General features: G+C 72.3%; 20 protein-coding genes and 1 pseudogene. 15 read left to right on the top strand and 6 right to left on the bottom strand.

The window, feature by feature from the left end; genetic code table 11:
• Positions 1-52: 52 nt before the first annotated feature.
• Entirely contained in the window at positions 53-1240 is a 1188-nt protein-coding gene (locus tag AB0M46_RS41840) for a GNAT family N-acetyltransferase (protein WP_363345452.1), read from the bottom strand.
• Positions 1241-1378: 138 nt separating this feature from the next.
• Here AB0M46_RS41840 and AB0M46_RS41835 point away from each other — a divergent pair, with 138 nt between their 5' ends.
• Positions 1379-1789, top strand: coding sequence for a DUF3224 domain-containing protein (locus tag AB0M46_RS41835; RefSeq protein WP_363345451.1), 411 nt, complete (start codon positions 1379-1381; stop codon positions 1787-1789).
• Positions 1790-1869: 80 nt separating this feature from the next.
• A complete protein-coding gene (gltX, locus tag AB0M46_RS41830; protein ID WP_363345450.1) occupies positions 1870-3327 on the top strand; it encodes a glutamate--tRNA ligase in 1458 nt (485 codons plus the stop codon).
• A 32-nt stretch (positions 3328-3359) separates the two neighbouring features.
• Here gltX and AB0M46_RS41825 read toward each other — a convergent pair whose 3' ends face one another.
• Positions 3360-3986, bottom strand: coding sequence for a class I SAM-dependent methyltransferase (locus AB0M46_RS41825; RefSeq protein WP_363345449.1), 627 nt, complete (start codon positions 3984-3986; stop codon positions 3360-3362).
• Between the two features lie 160 nt (positions 3987-4146).
• On the opposite strand from AB0M46_RS41825, the gene AB0M46_RS41820 reads away from it, so the two are divergent.
• Both AB0M46_RS41820 and AB0M46_RS41815 read left to right on the top strand, forming a co-directional pair.
• Complete coding sequence (locus tag AB0M46_RS41820) at positions 4147-5739, top strand: SGNH/GDSL hydrolase family protein (RefSeq protein ID WP_363345448.1); 1593 nt, start codon at positions 4147-4149, stop codon at positions 5737-5739.
• 177 nt (positions 5740-5916) lie between these two features.
• A complete protein-coding gene (locus AB0M46_RS41815) occupies positions 5917-6483 on the top strand; it encodes a GNAT family protein (RefSeq protein ID WP_363345447.1) in 567 nt (188 codons plus the stop codon).
• Here AB0M46_RS41815 and AB0M46_RS41810 read toward each other — a convergent pair.
• Positions 6379-8463: an MMPL family transporter gene (locus AB0M46_RS41810; protein ID WP_363345446.1), complete on the bottom strand. Its 2085-nt coding sequence runs from the start codon at positions 8461-8463 to the stop codon at positions 6379-6381. The genes AB0M46_RS41815 and AB0M46_RS41810 overlap by 105 nt on opposite strands.
• A 181-nt stretch (positions 8464-8644) precedes the next feature.
• Here AB0M46_RS41810 and AB0M46_RS41805 point away from each other — a divergent pair, with 181 nt between their 5' ends.
• The 4 genes from AB0M46_RS41805 (at position 8645) to AB0M46_RS41790 (ending at position 11848) form a co-directional block, all read left to right on the top strand.
• On the top strand, positions 8645-9115 hold the full coding sequence (locus AB0M46_RS41805) for a hypothetical protein (RefSeq protein ID WP_363345445.1): 471 nt from the start codon (positions 8645-8647) through the stop codon (positions 9113-9115).
• A 225-nt stretch (positions 9116-9340) separates the two neighbouring features.
• Positions 9341-10186, top strand: a complete 846-nt coding sequence (locus AB0M46_RS41800) for a hypothetical protein (protein ID WP_363345444.1) — start codon at positions 9341-9343, stop codon at positions 10184-10186.
• A gap of 64 nt (positions 10187-10250) precedes the next feature.
• Positions 10251-11672 (top strand): methyl-accepting chemotaxis protein, encoded by a 1422-nt coding sequence (locus tag AB0M46_RS41795; RefSeq protein ID WP_363345443.1) that lies wholly within the window; start codon positions 10251-10253, stop codon positions 11670-11672.
• The gene (locus tag AB0M46_RS41790) at positions 11669-11848 is read left to right on the top strand and encodes a hypothetical protein (protein WP_363345442.1); all 180 of its coding nucleotides are present in this window, start codon (positions 11669-11671) and stop codon (positions 11846-11848) included. The genes AB0M46_RS41795 and AB0M46_RS41790 overlap by 4 nt, the downstream gene beginning before the upstream one ends.
• A gap of 994 nt (positions 11849-12842) precedes the next feature.
• Here the strand turns inward: AB0M46_RS41790 and AB0M46_RS41785 are convergent.
• The 3 genes from AB0M46_RS41785 to AB0M46_RS41775 form a co-directional block, all read right to left on the bottom strand.
• The gene (locus AB0M46_RS41785; protein ID WP_363345441.1) at positions 12843-13439 is read right to left on the bottom strand and encodes a hypothetical protein; all 597 of its coding nucleotides are present in this window, start codon (positions 13437-13439) and stop codon (positions 12843-12845) included.
• Positions 13440-13695: 256 nt separating this feature from the next.
• Complete coding sequence (locus AB0M46_RS41780; protein ID WP_363345440.1) at positions 13696-14661, bottom strand: hypothetical protein; 966 nt, start codon at positions 14659-14661, stop codon at positions 13696-13698.
• 176 nt (positions 14662-14837) lie between these two features.
• Positions 14838-15443 (bottom strand): hypothetical protein, encoded by a 606-nt coding sequence (locus AB0M46_RS41775; protein ID WP_363345439.1) that lies wholly within the window; start codon positions 15441-15443, stop codon positions 14838-14840.
• Between the two features lie 129 nt (positions 15444-15572).
• On the opposite strand from AB0M46_RS41775, the gene AB0M46_RS41770 reads away from it, so the two are divergent.
• The 7 genes and pseudogenes from AB0M46_RS41770 to AB0M46_RS41740 all read left to right on the top strand — a co-directional run.
• Positions 15573-16367, top strand: coding sequence for an SUMF1/EgtB/PvdO family nonheme iron enzyme (locus AB0M46_RS41770; protein WP_363345438.1), 795 nt, complete (start codon positions 15573-15575; stop codon positions 16365-16367).
• 263 nt (positions 16368-16630) lie between these two features.
• Positions 16631-17080, top strand: coding sequence for an HIT family protein (locus AB0M46_RS41765; protein WP_363345437.1), 450 nt, complete (start codon positions 16631-16633; stop codon positions 17078-17080).
• A gap of 217 nt (positions 17081-17297) precedes the next feature.
• The gene (locus tag AB0M46_RS41760) at positions 17298-18098 is read left to right on the top strand and encodes a GNAT family N-acetyltransferase (RefSeq protein WP_363345436.1); all 801 of its coding nucleotides are present in this window, start codon (positions 17298-17300) and stop codon (positions 18096-18098) included.
• A 954-nt stretch (positions 18099-19052) separates the two neighbouring features.
• Positions 19053-19514, top strand: a complete 462-nt coding sequence (locus AB0M46_RS41755; protein WP_363345435.1) for an SRPBCC family protein — start codon at positions 19053-19055, stop codon at positions 19512-19514.
• Complete coding sequence (locus AB0M46_RS41750; protein ID WP_363345434.1) at positions 19511-19879, top strand: metalloregulator ArsR/SmtB family transcription factor; 369 nt, start codon at positions 19511-19513, stop codon at positions 19877-19879. Before AB0M46_RS41755 ends, AB0M46_RS41750 begins: the two co-directional genes overlap by 4 nt.
• Complete coding sequence (locus AB0M46_RS41745) at positions 19872-20315, top strand: SRPBCC domain-containing protein (protein WP_363345433.1); 444 nt, start codon at positions 19872-19874, stop codon at positions 20313-20315. Before AB0M46_RS41750 ends, AB0M46_RS41745 begins: the two co-directional genes overlap by 8 nt.
• Before the next feature lie 274 nt (positions 20316-20589).
• Positions 20590-22055: pseudogene (locus AB0M46_RS41740) on the top strand (hypothetical protein); the annotation flags it as partial.

The following is a 22055-nucleotide window of genomic DNA, read 5'->3' as shown; positions in this document are numbered from 1 at the left end:
CGCCGCGTAGTGCTGCGTGGCCGCGGCCACGTGCGCGATGCATGCCATGTGCTTATTGGGGGATTTGCACGGCGTGCATCGCCGCGCGGCGGCGCAGCCGGAAGCCCAGCTGCTCGTAGAGGCGGATCGCGTTGACGTTGGTGGCCACGGCGTGCATGAACGGGGTCTCCCCGCGTTCGCGGATGCCGGCGGCGACGGCGAGGACGAGCCGGGTGCCCAAGCCTTGCCCGCGGAACTCGGCGTCGGTGCACACGGCGCTGATCTCGGTGAAGCCGGGCGGGTGTAGCCGCTCGCCGGCCATCGCGATCAGCCGCCCGTGGCGGCGGATGCCGAGGTAGGCACCCATCTCGATCGTCCTGGGCAGGTACGGGCCGGGCTTGGTGCGCTCGATCAGCTCCAGGATCTCAGGGACGTCGTCCGCCGTGAGCAGGACCGCTTCGGGGTCCGGTCGCGGCTGGACGGACTCGTCGATGAGTTGCACACCTTCACCGCCGCCGACCGCCTGCCACCCGGCCGGCGCACTGACCGTGGGCGGCAGGCCCACGGTCCCGCCGGGGCCGAGCAGACCGGCGAGGTCGGCCCAGTCCTGCTCGGTCGGCTGGTCGGGGATTCCGGTCCACGGGGACACGTCGGTGCGGTAGCGGGCCACCTCGCCGCGGCGCTCGGCGAAGTGGGTGTGGTGGCTGTTCAGCGAGGCCAGCGCCGGGTTGTCCAGCGCCCGGGTGGGCGTGCCGTCCGCGGCGGTGGTCAGGTCCAGGCCGAACGCGAGCAGCCGTGTTCCGCCGTCCACGACGCGGGTCTCCCGCTCGGGCAGGCGCGAGAATCCCAACTGCTCGTACAGGCGGTGCGCGCCGAGCATCTGCGGGCCGCTGTTCATCACCACCGCGACCGCGTAACGGGCCCGGGCCAGGTCGATCACGTGCTCCACCAGCAGCCGCCCGACTCCGCGCCGGCGTGCGGCAGGGGAGACGGCCAGCAGCCGGAAGTCCAGTTCGCCGGGGCGTGCCAGTTCGCTGAGCCGCGCGCCCGGGCGTGGGGTGGCCACGGTCCCGAGCAGCTCGCCGCTGCCGACGTCCACGGCGACCCACACCTGATGTTCGACCGCGCGGGCGGCGACGTCCCGGATGTCGGCCCGGTAGACGTCGCTGATCGTGTAGTCGTGGCGGTAGGCCGCCTCGCTCAGCTCACCGGCGGCGTCGTACTCGCTCGCGCTGACCAGCCGGACCTCGATGTCAGCCATCGTTTCGCACGTCCTGTTCCCGTGGCTATTCCCTACTATGCCTACCGGGATAATAGCATTCAACAAGGGCTGGGCGAGGTCCCCCACGGCGGCGGCGTGCGTCCCCGCCGCCCGCGGGTTTCCGGTTACGCTGCGCCCATGCGAGCGAGCGGAACGTTCAGCGTGCAGCACTTCGTCCCCACCGCGGTCGCCCCGGACCCCGCGATCGCCACGGCGCTGCCGGTCGGGCTGGCTCAGATGGAGAAGGCGTTCGACGGCGAGATCGCCGGCCGGGCGGCGACCCTGTTCACGTCCGCGTTCGACCAGGCGTCGGGGGTCGGGACGTACATCGCCATGGAGTCCTTCGAGGGGAGCGTCGGCGGGCGGCCGGGCGCGTTCAACTTCGTGCACTCGGCGTCCACCTCGGGCGGCGAACGCACCGGGGAGTACTTCGCGATCGTCCCGCGCAGCGGCACCGGCGAGCTGGCCGGGATCACCGGGACCGGCGGCCTGGCGGTCGACGCGGACGGCACGCACCGGATCTGGCTCGACTACGAACTGCCGCTGTAGCGACCACGAGCCGCCGCAAGTGGTGGCGGGTTCGCGATAACCCGGTGCGGGACGGTCACGGGGTGTGTCGTAATGTCGGGATGGTGAGCACTCCTGGCACCGAGCGCCCCGTGCGCACCCGCATCGCGCCGTCGCCGACCGGCGACCCGCACGTGGGCACCGCGTATGCCGCGCTGTTCAACCTCGCGTTCGCCCGCCGTAACGGCGGCGAGTTCATCCTGCGGGTCGAGGACACCGACCGCACGCGCTACGTCGAGGGCAGCGAGCAGCAGGTCTTCGACACCCTGCGGTGGCTCGGGTTCAGCTGGGACCAGGGCCCGGACGTGGGCGGCCCCGCCGCGCCCTACCGGCAGTCCGAGCGCCTGCCGATCTACCGCGAGGTGGCCGACCGGCTGCTCGCCGACGGGCACGCCTACGAGTGCTGGTGCTCCTCCGAGCGGCTCACGCAGATGCGCGAGCGCCAGCAGCAGCTCAAGATCCCGACCGGCTACGACCGGCTCTGCTACGGCAAGACCCGCGAGGAGCGGGCCGAGCTGCCGGGCTACACCGAGGTCCCGGTGCTGCGCATGCTCGTGCCGGCCGACGCCCGGATCGCCTTCACCGACCTCATCCGCGGCGCGATCACCCCGCCGCAGCCCGACGACCAGGTCATCCTCAAGGCGGACGGGTTCCCGACCTATCACCTGGCCGTGGTCGTGGACGACAACGCGATGGGCGTCACCCACGTCATCCGCGGCGAGGAGTGGATCAGCTCGACGGCCAAGCACCTGCTGCTGTACCGCTGGCTGGGCTGGGCGGAGCCGCAGTATGCCCACATGCCGCTGCTGCGCAACGCCGACCGCTCGAAGATCAGCAAGCGCAAGAACCCGGCCGCCCGCCTCAAGTGGTTCCAGGAGGAGGGCTACCTCCCCGAGGCCCTGGTCAACTTCCTCGCCCTCATGGGCTACTCCATGCCCGACGGCAAGGAGATCTTCACCTTCGACGAGGTCGTCGAGTCCTTCGACTTCGCCCGCGTCAACCCGGTCGGCCCGGTCTTCGACATCGACAAGCTGAACTGGCTCAACGGCCACTACCTGCGGGCCCTGGACGACGACGCGTTCCTGTCGGCCGCCGAGCCGTTCCTGCCCGCCGGCCTCACCCCGGACGACATCCGCACCCTGGTGGTGCCGCTGCGCGAGCGGACCAAGAAGCTCGCCGAGCTGCCGGAGCAGCTGGACTGGCTGGCCGCCGAGACGGTCGAGATCCAGCCGGCCGACCTGGCCAAGCACGGCCTGCCGCCGGCCGACGCCCGCACCGCCCTGGAGGCCTTCGCCAAGACCCTGGAGGCCCTCGACCCGTTCGAGAAGGCCCAGATCACGGCGTCGATGGACGCGGTGGTGGCCGAGTCGGGGCTGAACCGCCGCCGCTCGTTCATGACCGCCCGCCTGGCCCTGGTCGGCAAGCCGGTCTCGCCGCCGCTGGACGACACCATCGTCGCCCTGGGCCAGGACCGCACCGTGGCCCGCCTGCGCCACGCCGCCGCCTCCCTGGACGGCTGAGCCTCGTCGCCCCGAGCCCGCCGCCGAGATGCTCAGCGGCGGGCGAAGAGCACGGTGCTCGGCGTCGGGGTGGACGGGTCGAGGTTGAGTTCGGCCTCGACGGTGAAGCCGGCCTCCCGCAGGTGGGCGGTCATCTCGGCCGCGGTGCGGCGGTGGACGTACACGTGCATCGGGTGGCCGCCGTAGCCCTCCGTCTTCAGCCGGGTGCCCTCCCCGCCGTGGAAGCCGACGGCCAGCGGGGCGCCCGGGCGCAGCACGCGGTGGAACCCGGCCAGGATCTGCGGCAGGGCCTCGTCCGGGGTGTGCACCAGCGACCACCAGGCGAGCAGGCCCGACAGGGAGGCGTCCGCGAGCTCCAGCCGGGTCATGGAACCGACCTCGAAGCGCACGCCCGGGTGGTCACGGCGGGCCACCTCGATCATCCCGGGGGACAGGTCCAGGCCGAAGGCGTCGACGCCCGAGGCGCGCAGGTGGGCGGTCACGTGGCCGGGGCCGCAGCCGATGTCGGCCACCGGGCCGTCGCCGCCGGTCAGGGTGGCGAACAGGGCGAGCGCGGCGCGCACGTACGGGTCGGCGGTCAGGGAGTCGCGGACCGTGTCGGCGTAGGCGGTGGCGACCGCGTCGTAGGAGACGCGGGTGTCGGTGAGCCAGTCCGTCATGGTGTCACCGTAGTGCCGGTGGGTCACAGCGGTGGGGCGCCGTCGCAGCGGCCTGCCCGAGGCTCGTGCGGACCGATCGAGGAACGGCTATGGTTGAGGCCGAACACGATTGCGGCGAATCGTGGCTTCTGGCCGTACCCAATGATCGGGAATGGAAGTCATGAGCTCTCGGAAGCTCGCCGGCGCCGCGATCGCGGTCGTGCTGGCGTTCAGTGGCATCGTCTGGCAGGCGGGCGGCGCATCGGCCGCGCCCGGGTGGACCGGGACCTGGGGTGTGGCGCCGCAGAGCAGCGGCACCACGTTCAACCAGCAGACGCTGCGGCAGGTCGTGCACACCAGTATCGGTGGCACGGCGGCGCGGATTCGGCTCTCCAACACGTTCGGCAGCCAGGCGGTTGCCGTCGCTGACGTGCACATCGCCCGGCGTACCTCGGGCAGCTCCATCGACCCCGCAACCGACCGGGTGGTCACGTTCGCCGGCGCGGGACAGGTCTCGATCCCGGTGGGCGGCAGCGTCACCAGCGACGCCGTGACCTTCACCGTGGACCCCGGCGCCGACGTGGCGGTCAGCTTCTACCTGCCGGCGTCGACCGGCAACGCCACCGTCCACGACTTCGGCAACCAGACGAACTACGTCGCCGGCGGGGACGTGGCCGGCAACGCCTCGCTCGGCGGCGCCCAGACGCGCACCAACTACTTCTTCCTCACCGGGCTCGACGTGCAGAGCACCACGGCCGAGGGGGCGGTGGTGGCGCTCGGCGCGTCGATCACCGACGGGGTCGGGTCGGGCGCGAACGCCAACCGGCGCTGGCCCGACGACCTGGCCGCGCGGCTGCGGGCGGCCGGGCGCGGCATCGGGGTGCTCAACGAGGGCATCAGCGGCAACCGGCTGCTCGCCGATGGCGCCGGGCCGAGCGCCGCCAACCGCTTCGACCGCGACGTGCTCGGCCAGGCCGGGGTCAAGTGGGTCATCTTCGCCGACGACCCGATCAACGACCTCGGCAACAGCGGCGGCGCGGTCACCGGCGACCAGCTCGTCACCGCGACCAAGCAGCTCATCGCCCGCGCCCACGCGGCCGGGGTCAAGTTCCTGTGCTCGACGCTCACGCCGTTCCAAGGGGCCGGATACTGGACGCAGGCCGGGGAGAACGGGCGGCTGGCGTTCAACACGTTCGTGCGCTCGGCCGGCAGCGGCTGCGACGGCGTCGTGGACCAGGACACCGCCACGCACGACCCGGCCCGGCCGACGTGGTTCCTGCCCGCGTACGACTCCGGCGACCATTTGCACCCGAGCGAGGCCGGGCTCCAGGCCATTGCCGACGCCGTCGATCTTTCCCTGTTCGGCACGTCCACCCCGCCCCCGGCCACCGTGGTCAGCCTGCGGGCCCACGCCAACGGCAAGCTGGTCACCGCCGAGAACGCCGGCGCGTCCCCGCTCGTCGCCAACCGCACGGCGGTGGGGCCCTGGGAGCAGTACGACCGCATCGACCTCGGCAGCGGGCGCATCGCCCTGCGCGCGCACGCCAACGGCAGCATCGTCAGCGCCGACAACGCGGGCGCGTCCCCGCTCATCGCCAACCGCGCCGCCGCCGGCTCCTGGGAGACGTTCGACCTGATCCGCAACCCCGACGGCAGCATCTCCCTGCGGGCGCTGGCCAACGGCAAGTACGTCTGCGCCGACAACGCGGGCGCGTCCCCGCTCATCGCCAACCGCACCGCGATCGGCGCTTGGGAGGAGTTCGACCTGCTCTGAGCGCGTCACTCCGGGGTGGCGGCGGCGGTCGCCACCCACGGGGGAGTGCCCGGGCGGGGAGGCGGCCAAGCGGGACTGCTGGTCGCCGCGGTGGCGCTGCTGGTCCGGCCGTGGGTGAGGCCTGGGGCCGGGGCCTGCTCATTCGGGCGTGACGGTTCAGGCGGTACCGTGGCGACCATGTTCAGCGCCGAACTGGGTGACGGGGCCGAGCTGCGAGCGCTGGAGCCGTGGCAGGCCGAGGAGTTCATCGCCCACATGGACCGGGCCCGGGCCACCGTCGACCCGTGGATACCGTGGGCGTCGGTCAGCACCGACCTGGAGTCGGCCCGGGCGACGCTGCAGCGCTACGCCGACCTGCAGGCCCGCGACGCCGGCCGGCTCTACGGCATCTGGCTGGACGGGACCCTCGTCGGCGGGTGCATGTTCGTCGCCTTCGACGCCAAGGCCGGCGTCGCCGAGCTCGGCGTGTGGCTGGAGCCGGCCGGGCAGGGCCGCGGGCTGATCACCCGGGCGGCCCGGCTGCTCGTCGACTGGGCCCTGCAGACCCGCGGGCTGCACCGCGTCGAGTGGCGGTGCCGGCCGGACAACACCGCCAGCTCCGCCGTGGCCCGCCGGCTCGGCATGCGCCTCGACGGGGTGCTACGGGAGTCGTACCCCTTCCGCGGCGTCCGCCACGACACCGAGGTCTGGTCGCTGGTCGCCGGCGACCCGCGCCGGCCACCAGAAGCGCTCGCCGAGCAGTAGGGCCAGCGCCGGGACGACCAGGGTGCGCACGAGCAGCGTGTCGACGACCACGCCGATGCCGACGATGACGCCGATCTGGGTCAGCACGATCACCGGCAGGACGCCCAGCACCGCGAAGACCGCCGCGAGCAGGATGCCGGCCGAGGTGATGACCCCGCCGGTGGTCGCGAGCGCCCGGGTGGTGCCGTCCCGGGTGCCCACCCGCGCGGCCTCCTCGCGGGCCCGGGTGGCCAGGAAGATGTTGTAGTCGACGCCGAGGGCGACGAGGAACAGGAAGGCCAGCAGCGGTACCGCGGTGCCGAGCGCCGGGATGCCCAGCCCGTGGCGCAGGACCAGGCTCGCCGCGCCGAGGGCGGCGGCGAAGCTCACCACGACGGTGGCGAGCAGCAGCAGCGGGGCCACCAGCGAGCGCAGCACCGCGATGAGGACGACGAGCACGACGGCGAGCACCAGCGGTACCACCACCAGATCATCGCGAAGGTTGGCGTCGCGCTCGTCGAGGTCCTGCGCGGGTGCGCCGCCGACGAGGGGCTCCGCGCCCGCGACGGCGGCCAGGGCGGCCCGCAGGTCGCGCACGGTCCGGTCGGCGGCGGGGGTGCCGGAGCCGGCGGTCAGGTCCACGTCGAAGGCGGTGAGGGTGCCGTCGTCGGAGCGCTGCGGCTGCTCGACCCGGGCTACGCCGCCGACCCCGCGGGCGGCCGCGACGGCCGGGTCGGCGGCGGCGGAGCGCACGATCACCCGGACGGGCTCGGCCGCGCCGGCCGGGAAGTGCCGGGCCAGGGTCTGCGCGCCGGTGGCCGACTCGACCTCGGTGCGGAACTGGTCGGTCTGGGCCAGGCCGACGCTCGTGCCGGCCAGGCCCGCGGCCAGCCCGGCCAGCAGCACGAGCGAGGCCACCAGGACCCCGCGCGGGCGGCGGCGCACGCCCTCGGCCAGGCGGGCCCACGGGCCGGTGCCGGCCGGGTCGGCGGAGCCCGCGTGCGGCACGAAGGGCCAGAACACCCCGCGCGGCAGCAGGGCCAGGGCGGCGGGCAGCACGAGCAGCCCGAAGACGAGCGCGACGACGACGCCGAGGGCGGCCGCGGCGCCGAGCGTGCGGTTGGTGGTGAGCACCGCGGCGAGCAGCGTGAGCAGGGCCAGGACCACGGTGGTGGCGCTGCCGGCGATCGCCGGCGCGGCCGCGCGGACCGCGGTGAGCAGGGCCGCGAGGCGGTCGTCGCTGCGGCGCAGTTCCTCGCGGTACCGCGCGATGAGCAGCAGCGCGTAGTCCGTCCCGGCGCCGAAGACGAGCACGGAGACGATGCCGCTCACCTCGCCCTCGGTCGGCTGCCCGGCGATGCGCGCCACCCAGGGCAGCAGCTGGGCCACCACCTGGTCGGCCGCGCCGATCACGGCCAGCGGGACGAGCCACAGCAGCGGGCTGCGGTACGTCACCAGCAGCAGCACCGCGACCACGATCGCCGTGGCGACCAGGAGGGTGACGTCGGCGCCGTCGAACGCGGCCGAGATGTCCCGGGCGAACGCCGGGCCGCCGGTGACCTGCACGGTCAGCCCGTCGGGCCGGGCCGCCGCGGGCCCGCCGACCGCGGCCCGGACCCGCTCGACCGCCGCCGCCGCGTCGTCCCGGGCGGCGCCGGGCAGCGGCACCGGCACCAGGGCGGCCCGCCCGTCGCCGGAGGGGACCGCGGGCGGCACCAGGCCGCCGGTCGCGATCCCGGCCAGGGCGCGGCGGGCTGTCTCGATCGCGGCCCGGTCGGCGTCGGTGAGCGCGCCGCCGGCCCGCTCGTAGACGACGAGGGCGGTCTGCTCGCGGCCGCCGGCGAAGCGGTCCTGCAGCTCGACGACCCGGGTCGACTGCCGGCCGGCCGGCAGCCCGTCGGTGGGCCGGTGGGCCGGCTGGGCCGGCGACGTGATGAACGCCAGCGCGGTCAGGCCGGCCGCCGCCAGCAGGATCAGCACCGCCACGATCCGAGCGCGCATGCCCGCACCCTCTCCGGAGATTATTTCGACGATCGAAATGTTCCCCCATGGGATACAGCCGCGAACCCGATCAATGCAAAGATCGACGCAACGGCTGTTAGGTGACGCGCCCCCACGGCGGGTCCCGGATCTTGTACGCTCGCGGCTGCTCCGACCCCCACCCCCACTCCCATGAGGTGTCATGACTCAGCCATATGCCGCGCCGGCGAACGCCTACGCCCCCGGGCCGGGCGGGCAGCCCGCGCTGCGCTGCCGGTTCTGCGGATGTGCGCCGGCGGTGAAGACCACCTTCCGCGGCCACCAGGGCATCATCATCCTGATGCGGTTCCTCAGCCTGCATGGGCCGTTCTGCCGCGACTGCGGCCTGGCCACGTTCCGCGACATGACGTCGAAGACGCTCGTGCAGGGCTGGTACAGCTACGGCTCCGTGATCGCCGCGCCGATCACGGTGCTCATCAACCTGGTCCGCCGGCTCAAGCTCAACAACCTGGGCGCTCCGCAGCCGGCGCCGGACGGCTCCAGCGGCACCCCGATGGACCCGGGCAAGCCGCTGCTGGCCCGCCCGATGACCATCATCGGCCTGTGCATCCCGGTCGCGGTCGTCGTATTCATCATCGTGGTCGCGTCGATGAGCTCGTCCACCACGGCCTGACCCCGACCTGGGCAACCGGCCGTCGATCGAGCCGCCTCGTTGATCCTCCGCGGCGGCGGGTATCCCGCCGTCGCGGAGGAGGGACAACCGCAGCGCGGCCATGACCGCGCGTGGCAACAGTGGCGCCGTTCGCAGTGGGTGCCCGAAGGTTGGGGCCTCGCGGACGATCTTTTGTGAACGAACGGGCCGGGCCCGCATCGGTGACGGTCCGTATTCTCGGGCGGCATGACCATCGATCCCGTGCGTCCGGTCCGTCCCGTGCAAGTGACGGTCGCCGTGTGGTTCCAGCTGGCCGTCGTCGCGCTGTTCCTCGGGGGCGTCGCGCTGGTGATCGCGTACGTGGTGCACGTCGACCACATGATCTCCGCCGCGGCGGCGCGGATGCCGGGCACCGACCCGGACGAGGTGGCGTCGGCGCGCAGCGGCAACGTCACCGGGGTGCTGGTGGTCGGGGTGCCCCTGCTGCTGGCGGCGATCTGGTTCGCGGCCACGCTCTGGCCGGTGCGCCGCGGGTCGAACGTCGGGCGGATCCTCGTGTTCGTGGGCGGGGGCGGGATCCTGCTGCTCGGGCTGACGCAGCTGTGCGGCGGGTTTTTTCCCTTCGGGCTGATCGCGATCGCGCTGGGTGACGGGGACATCATCGGCGAGCCGGCGCCGGTGGACGGCGGGCGGTCCTTCAGCGAGGAGGTGTACGGCCGGTCGGACACCTTCGGTGACGTGGCGGCCATCAGCGGTGGGCTGGGCGCGCTGCTCGTCTTCGGGCTGTTGCTCGCGACGGTGCTGCTGCTGGCGCTGCCGCCCGCGCACCAGTACTTCGTGCCGCGCGCGTCCCTGCCCGCGGGCCCGCCGATGGTGCCCTACGCGGGCGTCCCCGTCGCGTACCCGGCGGGAGCGCACGCGGGCTTCCAGGGGGCGCCGTGGCCGTACATGATCTGCCCCGACCCCTCGGCACACTTCCCGGCGGTCCCGGCCTCCCCGCCGGCGCAGCCGTCACCCGAGGGCGCGGAGCCGGAGTCGTCGGCCGCGGACGCGGGACAGGGCGAGTCGTCCGAGCGGGGCCAGGAGCGCTGAGACCTCGCCATCGCCTCAACCGGGGACGTCCGGCACCGATAGGACCGGCCAAGGGGGTCCTCGGATGGCGACTGGTGGGCTGGCGGGACGGCTGCGGGACGTGCCGGTCGGCGTCAAGGTATTCACCTCGGTGCTGGTCGTGGTCGTCGCCTCGGCGGTGATGCTCCTGGTGAGCCTGACCAGCTCCGGGCGGCTGGCCGACGGGGCGGAGTCGGTCTACCACCACGGGGTCATGCCCACGCAGACGCTGGCGCGGCTGCGGTCCGACATCCTCACCGACCGCAACTTCGTGCTGAACTACTTCCTGTCCGACACCCAGTGGCGGCCGAAGAACAAGGCCTCCATGGGCGCGCTCGACGCGAGCATCGCCGCGACCTTCCAGGAGTTCCAGGCGCAGACGACGGACTCGGCGGACTTCGCCGGGCTGCAGCAGGACTGGGCGTCGTACCTCCAGATCCGCGACCAGAAGCTGCTGCCCTCGGCCGACAGGAACGACCTGGCGGCGTTCTGGGACGCGTACAACACGGCCGATCAGCTCACCACCGACATGGACAAGCGGTTCGACGCGCTGACCAAGGCGCAGTCGGCGGCCGCGGCGGCGGATGCGCAGCACGTGCACAGCGTCCGCGCGAGCGCGGACCGGTGGATCATCTCCGGGGGCGCGATCGGGATCGTGCTCGGGCTGCTCGTCGCCTGGGTGGTCACCCGGGCCGTCACGCGGCCGCTGCGGCGGGTGACCGGGGTGATCACCGCGGTCGGCGACGGCGACCTGACCCGCGACGCGGACGTGGCGGGGCGCGACGAGGTCGGGCAGATGGCGGCGGCGCTGGGCCGGGCCACCGACAGCATCCGGCAGACGGTGCGCGAGATCACCGGCAACGCCGACGCGCTGCGCGGGTCGGCCCGGGAGATGGCCGCGGCCGGGGACCAGCTGTCGGAGGGGGCCGCGCGTACCTCGCAGCGGGCCGAGGCGGTGCGCCAGGCGGCCCGGGACGTGTCGGTCAACGTGGCCACCCTCGCCGCCGGGGCCGAGGAGATGGGCGCCTCGATCCGGGAGATCTCCAGCAACGCGGCCGAGGCGGCGACCGTCGCGGGCGAGGCCGTGTCCGAGGCGCGGGACACCACGACCGTGATCGGCGAGCTCGGCACGTCGTCGGCGGAGATCGGCAACATCGTCAAGGTGATCACCTCGATCGCCGAGCAGACGAACCTGCTCGCGCTCAACGCGACGATCGAGGCGGCCCGGGCCGGCGAGGCGGGCAAGGGCTTCGCGGTGGTGGCCAGCGAGGTCAAGGGGCTGGCCCAGGAGACCGCGCGGGCCACCGAGGACATCGCCGGGCGGATCACCACGATCCAGGACCGGACCGGACCGCGGCCGCGGTGGCCGCGATCGACCGGATCTCGCGGATCATCGACCGGATCAGCGACTTCCAGACCACGATCGCCTCGGCCGTCGAGGAGCAGACCGCGACCACGGCCGAGATGAGCCGCAGCGTCTCGGTCGCGGCGAGCGGCAGCGACCAGATCGCGCAGCACATCGACGGCGTCGCCGAGGCGGCCGGCTCGACCAACGCGGCGGTCGGCAGCGCCCGGGCCACCTCGGCCGCGCTGAACCGCATGTCGGATGAGCTGACCGCGGCGATGAGCCGGTTCCGCGTCTGATCCCCGGCAACGCCGCACGGACCAGGCAGTGCCGCGTAAGCCCGAAAGCGACGGACCTAAGAACTATCAGCAGAAGAGTCCGAAAAGTCGTGACACGAAGCTTGGGCTCAAGGGGGATGCGAACCCCCGCGCGTTGCACCCCTGCGCAATCCAGGGGTCCATGCAACGACCCTACTCAGGCCGGAGTCTGCACCTTAATCGTCTTCCGCCGAGGCCGGGAGCCGACCTGATCATCCGCGAGGACCGAAACCCGCGCCCAAGGTCACCGCACTCATCAGCTAGATGAGTGCGTATTCAATGAATTGCTCCGCCGGTGGCGCGTTGGGATGGTGCTCGACCTTTCGCAGGCTTCGGCGGAATTGGCAGCCGGCCGGGCGTGGCGGATGCAAGAACCGGCTGCGATACGCTGCCGGTGAGCGCGGGTGGCGGCCGGTTGTTCGACGCGTTGCCGCACCGGCGGGCCGGCGTGACGGCGGCGGTGGAGTTGGTGCGCGACGGCCCGCGCGGGCGCGCCCGGACGCTGCGGTGTCGCTCTCCCGGTCCGGCGGTGCGGGGTCGGTGTGGTCGGCGACGACCCGGTCGGCGGGGTGTTCGGCCTGTTCGGGCGGTGGTGTCGGCGGGACCGGGGCGGGGGCCGGGTCGGGCCGCTGATCGTCGGCCGTGGTCACCGGCGGGACGCCATCATGGATGCGGCGTAGCTTCTGGGCGTGGCGTTGAGCAAGGCCCCACGTTCGATGCCGCTCATGTTCCCGACGGAACTGCTCGGTTGCCGGGCAATAGCGCCGAGACCTGGTGCGGTCGCGCATGGCAGCCAATTCCGTCCGACTGAAGAATGACAGCTGCCCCACGTCATTGATTATCCCCGAGCCCGCCCGGAATCACCGCCCCGGACGGTAACGACAATGTCAGATGGTGCACGGTCATAGCCGCGAAGCGCGGTACGCATCGTCACCGCAAGCATCTCCGGGCGCACGCTGTTGCCGATGTGTGGCGCTCAAGACGGGTCGGTGACGTCGAGGTCGACGAGGAAGCCGCGTGCCTGCCACTGCTGTGCGGGCAGGCGGTCGCGGAACGTTTGGAAGTACCGCTCGGGGCTGAGGAACTGCATGGTGCCGAGTTCAGGTCGCTCATCGGGCAGCGGCTCGACGACGGAGGGGTCGCCGCGCAGGCGTTCGGGGCGGGTATCGGGCACGTCTGTCAGGCGCACGTCGTCGGGGCGGCGGATCCACCCGTCAATGCCCCGGTCATGCCGGTCGAGCACGACCCGGATCCGCCGGACGGTGCCCACCGTGATGGGCAACTCGCCGATGAGGTGCAGGTACGCGTCGAGGCCCAGGCATCCGTCGAGTGCGATGTCGCCGCCCAGGTGATCGGCTTCCCGGACCGCGCGCAGGTCGCCGGCCTCGATGAGCTGTGCCCAAGGCCGGCCGTCGACGTCGAGCAACGTGGTGGCCCGCACGACGACTTGGCGCAATACCAGATCGTCGGGCAGCTCTGGGTTGTCGAGCCATCTCAGCCGGGTCGTGACCCGCTCGCCCTGTGACCACCATGGCTCCCGGGGATGGGTGTCGAGCAGCACCGGCCAGAGCATTGCACCATCGTGTCACCCACCGTCATCGTCGCGGTGCAGAGCTTCGAGCGTGAGGCACCGAGGTAGGCGGAGGTGGCACGCTTTCGCAGGGCAGTGTTTCGTGCCCATCCGGCCTCGTTCATCCCTGGCTTGATCCGATGCACGGAAGTAGCCGCATTTCGCTCGTCACTCACTGTGACGTCGATCGGTCCGGCCGCCCTCCCTCGTGGCCGATGTGAGTGCACTCGGAGGCCGGCAAGCCATGGCGGGGAATGCGTCACTGCATGGCGGTGGCCGGCGGGTGGTCGAAGGATTCGGGGCAGCGGAAGGTGTACAGCGCGTATCCACGCCCTATTTGCACGCCGACGGTGTCCGGGGATGCGGCCGGGTCTTCGTCGGACGGGCGCCAGCTGCAGTGCCTGCCGTTCCAGTCGGCCGAGGCCGCGGTGAAGGCCAAGGTCATCGGGGCGCCGCAGACAGCACAATCCATCGGGTACGGGTCGGTCAGCGACCAGTTCGCGTACCCGCCGACCTTCCATCCCGGTGCCAGTGACAGGTCGGCCTGGTAATCGGGACGGCTATCTTCGTCCTCCTCTGCTCCCCACTCGTCGAGCCGATCGCGCAGGTCATCGGGGAGCAGGTCGGCGTACTGGTATTCGCGAACCTGCTCGGGGTGCACCACGCACGGGATCGGCAGGTACATGTCGCTGATCACCGTCGGCTCGGGAGGTGCTTCGAGCACCGGGCCGACGGCGGAACTGTCGCGCCAGTAGAGAAAGACGCGGGGGCTGTAGTGCCGGTCCGAGTGGTCCACCGGGCACCACAGCACCTGGAGTACGTCGGTGCCGTCCGGACCGGCGTAGTCCGGGATGTCCCGGCGGTACAGCTGCGCGAGCGGGACCAGCGGGATCGGATCCTCGATCAGGTCGTCCAGGTTCAGGGCCTCGGCCGCGTCGAGTTCGGCCCGCTCCTGCGCGGTCAGAAAGTCCCCGCCTGGCAGCGGCTCCCGGGCGTTCGCGGTCGCGAGAATCTCCCGCCTGCGGTGCATGGCGGCCGGGGTGGTCAGGTTGTATGGCTCGTGCGCCCCGGCGTCGTCGCAGATCGGCCACGCATCGTCGGCCGGCCATAGCAGCGGCCCGCCGACCGAACTGTCTGCAGCGGTCGGAGCGCCGGGCCGGGGATGCAGGCGGGTGGCGGTGGTGGAGTGTTCCCGCAGTTCGGGGAAGAGTTCGGCGATGTCCACAGGACGCGGGGGTGTAGTGCGGACCATAGCGGTGAATCCTAAGGCTCGCGGCCGATCTCGCCAGCGGGCAAGATCACGCGCGCGGATCTGCCGCCGACCGTGCGCGACGCGGCGATGCGGGTGGCGCAGTGCGTCGACAACGTAGCCCAGCGTGAGCCGAAAGGCTACATGGTGCGTCAGTTCCGCGAGGGCAGGGTCACTGGGAGCGGGACGACCCGGCAGCGCTGCGCCAGCGGGAAGCGGGCCAGCACTTCGGCGATGCGTTCGTGCATGAGCGCGGCCGACGACCCGTAAAGGTACAGCGCGGTCTCTTGTGGGCCTTGCCAATGCGACTGCATGCTGCCGTCCGCGCCGAGACTGTCGATCACCGCGGCCACGAGGTCGTTGACGTCGTTGGTCTCGTACACCTCGTCCGGCAGGTCGGTGCCGTTGAGATACACCGCCAGCCCTTCGGTCACGCCGAACGGCATCGGCTCACGCTCGTCGAACCGAACGGTCGACCCCTTCGGCGCGCCAGCCGCTTCCAGCGTGACCGTCACCAGGTCGAGCACCGCAGTCGCGTCGCCCTCGATGTCCAGATCAATGTCGCAACACGCGGGCTCCCGGTCGGCCGTCAATAGCGTGCCACCACCGGTGATGCGGCTGCCCGGCGCCCGCACGTCGAGCGCGGCCTGCAACGGGTCCTCATACACGGCACCACGGTCCAGGGGACGCACCCTGGCGTTGATGGTGATCCACAAACGGCTCGACACAGCCAGCACACTACCGGCAAGATCGCCCACCCATATCCGCACATGCCGCGATGTACGAAGTGCAAGTGCCGGTCGATCGACGCTCGGTATGTGGGCTTCTGCCGCCGGTCGTGGGGAGGCGGCTCAGAGCCGTCGTCGGGGCTGCTAGCGTTCAGCGCCATGTGGACCGAGGAGGTCGTGGCCGGTCTGCCGGCTTGGCGGCACATCGCGTCGGGGGTGGTGTTCCGTGCGGTGCCGGGCGGGACGTTCCGCATGGGCCTGTCCGAGGCGGAACTGGAAGCGGTGCGCGCCATCGAGCGCAGCGGAGGAGTCGAGGACACGCTCGAGCCGTTCTTCGCCAGCGCTGGGGACGCCCAGCCGGTACGCGAGGTGCGGATCGAGCCGTTCCTGATCGCCCGGCACCCGTTGACGGTCGCACAGGTGCGGCACTGGCTGCCCGAGTATGGGGACGACTACGCCGACGCGGACTCCGGCACGGCTCGGCTTGACGAGGACCTGGACGACCTGCTTGAGGCGCTGCCGTTCCGGCTGCCCAGGGAGGCCGAATGGGAGTACGCGGCCCGGGCCGGCACCACCACGCTGACGTTCCGCGGCGACGGCAAGCCCGGCGAGGATCAGCTCCTCGACGACTTCGGCGACGAGGAGCGGACAGCCTCCGCCGAGAACGCGTTCGGGCTCGCCGGGATGGGCTCGGCGAACGAGATCTGCGCCGACGTGTGGATTCCCGGCTTCACAGGCGCTCCGGCGGATGGGCGCCCACGCACTGGCGAGGGGCCCAGGGTGGTACGCGGTGGCGCCGCCGACCTGTACCCGTGGCAGGGCTGTGACGAATGGCTGCTGCTGCTAGCCGCCACCCGATATGAGCACACCCAGTTCACCGCGGTGCGCCCGGTGGCACCACTGCCATCCCGCTCGCCGGGTACGAATGGGTGGCGACGGTCGGCCGAGGCTTGATCACGTTTCCGCGCGTGCCGCGATCTGCACTTGTTGCGTAGCGTGACGACGCCCTGGGCCCTGGCAGCCTACTTGGCATTATCGATGTGAGTGCGCGGCTCGGTGCGATCGGGCAGGCTTGAACATGCGGTTCGTCGCTGTCATGTTTCGCCTCATGAGCGGCGAGTTTCTTCCGGGGTACCGACGAAAGCAGGGCCAGCGAGGTCAGGCTCCGGCAACAAACCAAGTAGCACCTGTCTGGGCGCACTGGGACTATTGCGCGCATGACACAGAACGCGACATCGGCGGCGCAGGGGTGCATCTTCTGCGCCATTGTGGCGCGACAGGCCGAGGCCAGTGTGGTGTACGAGGACGAGACCGTCGTGGCCTTCATGGACCTGAACCCCGTCACGCCCGGCCATCTCCTCGTCGTGCCACGTGAGCACGCGGTGGGCCTCGAAGACCTCGATGGAGCCACGAGCGCTCACGTTTGGTCGGCCGGTCATCACATGGCACGAGCCTTGCGACGCTCGAACATGCGCTGCGAGGGCATCAACGTCCTCGTCTGTGACGGCGAAGTCGCCTTCCAGACGGTCTTCCACTTCCACCTTCACGTCATCCCTCGCTACGCAGGAGACGGCTGGACCCTCAAGGCCGACTCGCTGCAACGCGAGAGGTCGCTCCTCGACAGCGACGCGCGAGCGATCAAAGACGCTGTCGCGTCGACGGACTGACTGGTCACGTCCGCCCATGCCGCGATCGGCTCGCTACGGAACGCCATGGGGGAGCAATTGTCAAGAGCTGTGGATGCGGCGTCCTACGAGCGAGTTGCGTCCGGGTGGCTCGGCGAGGGCGTCGGCGGTGTAGCCGCGGATTGCTGGGTTGGTACGGGCGCCGCAGGCACGGTAAAGGCTTTGCGTCGCGGGTGGCACGCTCTCTAGCGTGCCGAGCATGATCTCACTCGCGCGGCACTGCCTGTCGCCCGCCGAAGCCGGCCCGGCGCTGCGCGTCTTGAGCGAGTGGACGCCCGCCGATGCCCCGGTCGGTGGCCTCCACCCTGGAGACGTGGGCTGGCATCTGTGGCGCGACAACGCCACGGTCCTGCTCTGGACCGACGGCGAGGTGCCCGTGGCGGTCGGCTTCCTCGACCATAAGGTGCTGCGCGCGACCGCCGCTCCCGGCACCGATCTCGACGCGCTCGCCGTCGATGCCGAGACGCTGCTCAGGCCCGGCGACGACGCGTGCGACGGCCTGCCCATACCGGGGTGGGAACGCGATGCGGACCCGTGGGTGGTGCTGTCGTGGGCGCCGCGGCCGGTGTCCGGCCGGGCCCAGCCGGTCGGCGAGGCTGACGCTGCCGACCGGGTCCTGGTGCAACGATCGGCCTTCGCGAACTCGGTGTTCACCGTCGAGGGCTGGCGCAGGATGCAGCAGTCACCGGCCGGTGAGCTGGCCGTGGAGACGATCGTGCGTACTCCCGGCGGAGCGCCGGCAGCCGCCGCGACCGGATGGTTCGCCGGTGTGGGTCGGTGCGGACTGCTTGAGCCGGTCGGCACCCATGTGGACCATCGCGGCCACGGCTACGGGCGCGACGCCGTGCTCGGCGCATGCACGGCCCTGGCCGAGCGCGGGGCCAGCGCGGTCGCCGTCGTGACACCGGCCAGCCTGACGGCGGCGGTGGCGCTGTACAAGTCGGCCGGCTTTACTGTCGTCCGTGAACATCACGACTGGATCCGTCCCCGGCCGAGCTGAGCTGGCCGACCGCCCCGAGGTGGTCGGCGGGTCCGCACGGAACGACGACTCGCGACAGGTTTCGAGCATTGCTCCATGGGGGGAGTTGGTCGCCTAGGCTTGCGGACAAGCCGATGGGCGCGTATTCACTGAATTGCTCCGCCGGTGGCGCGTTGGAATGGTGATCGACCTTTCGCAGCCTTCGGCGGAATTGACAGCCGGCCGGGCGTGGCGGATGCAAGAACCGGCTGCGATTCGCTGTCGATGAGCGCGGATGGTGGCCGATGGTTCGACGTGTTGCCGAGCTGGCGGGCCGGCGTGACGGTGGCGTTGGTGGGCGACGGCCCGCGCGGGCGGGCCCGGACTCTGCGGGGCTGCTCTTCCGGTCCGGCGGCGCGGGATCGGTGTGGTCGGCGACGATCCGGCCGGCGGGGTGTTCGGCCTGTTCGGGCGGTGTTGTCGGCGGAACCGGGGCGGGGGCCGGGTCGGGCCGCTGATCGCCGGCCGTGGTCACTGGCGGGACGCCGCCATGGATGCGGCGTAGCTTCTCGGCGTGGCGTTGAGCAAGGCCCCACGTTCGATGCCGCTCATGTTCCCGACGGAACTGCTCCGTTGCCGGACAATAGCGCCGAGACCTGGTGCGGTCGCGCATGGCAGCCAATTCCGTGCGACTGAAGAATGATAGCTGCCCCATCCCTTGATTATCCCCAAGCCTGCCCGGAATCGCCGCCCCGGACGGTAACGGCAATGTCAGATGGTGCACGCTCATGCCGCGAAGCGCTCGTCACAAAAATGTGATCGGAATGCCGAAGCTCGCGCCGTCGACTGATCGGCGCGTACTCCCAGAGCCGCCCCGAAACCCTTCTACGACCTCGTCGTCGGCGGCGGCCCCGCCCGGCTGTCTGCAACCAAAGGTTGCGCGATCCCGGGTTGCGCAGTAGCGTGATGAGCAACCAAAGGTTGCAGGAGGATCGCATGGAGCTGGGGACCATCGAGCGCGAGATCTATGTCGAGGCGTCGCCGGAGATCGTCTTCGAGGTGGTGAGCAGCCCGGACCACATCAAGCAGTGGTGGCCGGACGAGGCGGACTACGAAGCGACGCCCGGGTCGACGGGGGTGATCTCGTTCGGTGATCCCGCGCAGGGCGGCCACGTGGCGTCGTTCGCGGTCGTCGAGGTGGCGCCGCCGCGGACCTTCTCCTTCCGCTGGATCCATCCCGCGGGGCAGGAGGCGGTGCCGGGCAACTCGCTGCTCGTCACGTTCGACCTGAGCCCATCGGGCGGCGGCACGCTGGTGCGGATGACCGAGACGGGTTTCCGGGAGCTGGGCTGGGAAGCGGCGAAGATCGAGCACGAGTACCGCGACCACGTCACCGGCTGGGACCACTTCCTGCCCCGGCTGGCGCCGTACGTGGCGACGCTGCGGGTCCGGCCGTGACCTCGGCGCTGGCCGAGCGGGTCGACGACGAGCTCTGGTCCGCGATCGGCGACCCGACCCGGCGCCGGATGCTCGACCTGCTGCTCGTCGACGGCGAGGGCACCGCGACCACGCTGGGCCAGCAGCTGCCGGTCACCCGCCAGGCCGTCGCCAAGCACCTCGGCGTGCTGGAGCGGGTCGGCCTGGTGCGGGCCCAGCCGGCGGGCCGGGAGAAGCGCTACCGGGTGGACGACGCCCAGCTCGCCCGCGCCGTCGCCCAGCTGTCGTCGGTCGGCTCGGCGTGGGATGCCCGCCTGCGCCGCATCAAGCGGATCGCGGAGGCGATCCAACGTACATCGGACACGAGGGAGCACGGGAATGGCTGACATTCTGCACCGCGTCGGGGTCAAGACCCCGGCACCGGACAAGGTCTACGAGGCGTTGACGACCATCGACGGCCTGGCCGGCTGGTGGACCGACGACACGAAGGGCGACCCCGCGCCCGGCGGCGTCGTGGCGTTCCGCTTCCCGGTCGGCGGCTTCGACATGGAGGTCCAGGAGACCCGCCCGCGGGAGCGCGTGTCGTGGCGCGTCGTCGCCGGCCCGGACGAGTGGGTCGGCACGACGATCGACTTCGACCTGCGCCAGGAGGGCGACTACACGATCGTGCTGTTCCAGCACGCCGGCTGGCGGGAGCCGGCCGAGTTCATGTACCACTGCAGCACCAAGTGGGCCATCTTCCTGATGAGCCTGAAGTCTCTGGTCGAGACCGGCGAGGGTGCTCCCGCCCCGCGCGACGTGCAGATCAGCGACTGGCACTGAGCCGCGCCCGGCGGTCAGGGACGCTCCGGCTCCCTGACCGCCACGACGTCGAGCACGGCGGGACAGGCCGCGTTGCCGGCATTGATCTGGACGCGGTCCGCCCCGCGCAGGCCATCGCCGGCGGCGCGACGCTGTCCGGTGTGAAGGACCCGCCGGGCAACTGTGAAGAACCTGTGAGACGGGCGCGTCGCCGGCCCGGCGCGCGCGACGGTTTCCGGCCGGGGTGCACGCATCCGATAACATCGACCCCGTGCCGAGACACGGGGAGGTCGGCATGACGGACACACCTGAGGGACCGCGGCCCGCGGCCCTGCCCGCCTCGCCCGCCTCGCCACCGCCCCAGTGGCACCCCTGGCAGCCCGTCCAGTGGGCGCCCCGGTCCGGCTCGTCCTGGCCGCGGCGACGCCGGCGGCCGGTGCTGCTCGGCGCCGTGCTGGCCGCCGCCGTGGCCGTGGCCCTGGGCATCGGTGCGTACCTGGTCGGCAGCGCCGCCCCGGCGCAGCGGCCGCAGGCGCCGCAGGGCCCGAGCGGCGACCAGGACCGCCGTGAGGCCTACGGGCTGCTGGTCGCGGCGGCCGGTGAGCTGGCCGACGCCCCCGCCCAGCACTACATCGGCACGGTCCCCGCCCGCGACGGGCGGGCCGTGCGCCTCGACGCCCGCATCGGCCGCGACGGCACCACGCTGTCCACTGTGGACTTCGGCGGCCACGGCCACGGCGACCTGCTCGACCTCGGCGACGACGGCACGTATGCGCGCGGCGACGCCGGCTTCTGGGACGCGGCCGGACCGGCGGGCTCGGCCGCGGTCTTCGGGACCGCCTGGGTCAGGGTGGACTTCGACGCGCTCGGGTTCGACGCCCGCGCGCTGATCCCGCCGGTCCTCGCCGCCGACCTGCTGCCGCCCGCCGCGGAGGACGAGGGCCTGCCGGCGCCGGGCGACCTGCCGCACCTCGGCGACCCGGCCACCGTCGGCGGCGCCGCGGCCAGAGCGGTCCGCACCGGCGCCATCACCGTCTGGATCGCCACCGCCGGCCCGCCGCGCATCGTGCGGGTCGAGTCGGCCGGCGCCGACCCGACCCCGTCCAGTCCCGCGCGCACGCCCGCCCGCACCTCGCCCGGCGCCGCGGCGCCCGCGTACGTGCCCGCGCGCGCCCCGGCCGGCGCCGGCACGGCGCTCGACGTGGTGCCGCTGGCCGGCGGCGGGCTGGCCGACTTCCGCGATGCGCTGCGGGCCCGGGCCGGGGAGCTCGGCGGGGCGATCGACGGGGACGTCAGCCCCGCGATCGAGGGTCAGATCAAGGTCGGCCCGTGCGGGCCGTCGTCCTGCCAGGCCGAGGTCACCGTCTCGGGCCGGGTCGCGGCCCGCTCCGCCTTCCTGCGCCCGTCCGCGCCGGTGCACGCCCAGGTCACGATCGCCATGACCGTCGAGGACCGGCCGATCAAGACGTGCACGCCGGTCGTCACCATGCCGGCGGGCGGGACGGCGACGGCCCAGTGCACCGCCACCTACACGGTGAAGACCACCAAGGGTTCGTACGTCGTGGAGGCCAAGGCCAGCGCCAGCGCCCGGGCGCTGCTGCCCGCCGACGTGCAGCGGATCGTGAACCGCCTGGCCGCGGCGCTGCCCGAGCCGGACCCGCCGGCGGTGGCGGGCGCGCCGGGCGCGGTGGCGGGGGCGGGCGGGGCGGGGGGGGGGGGGGCCGCGGGGGGGGGCGGGGGGGGGGCGGGCGGCGGGGGTGG

This window comes from Dactylosporangium sp. NPDC051485, assembly GCF_040682015.1.
Lineage (GTDB): Bacteria > Actinomycetota > Actinomycetes > Mycobacteriales > Micromonosporaceae > Dactylosporangium.
Note: the sequence above shows the minus strand (reverse complement) of the source record. Positions and strands in the feature narration are given on the sequence as shown.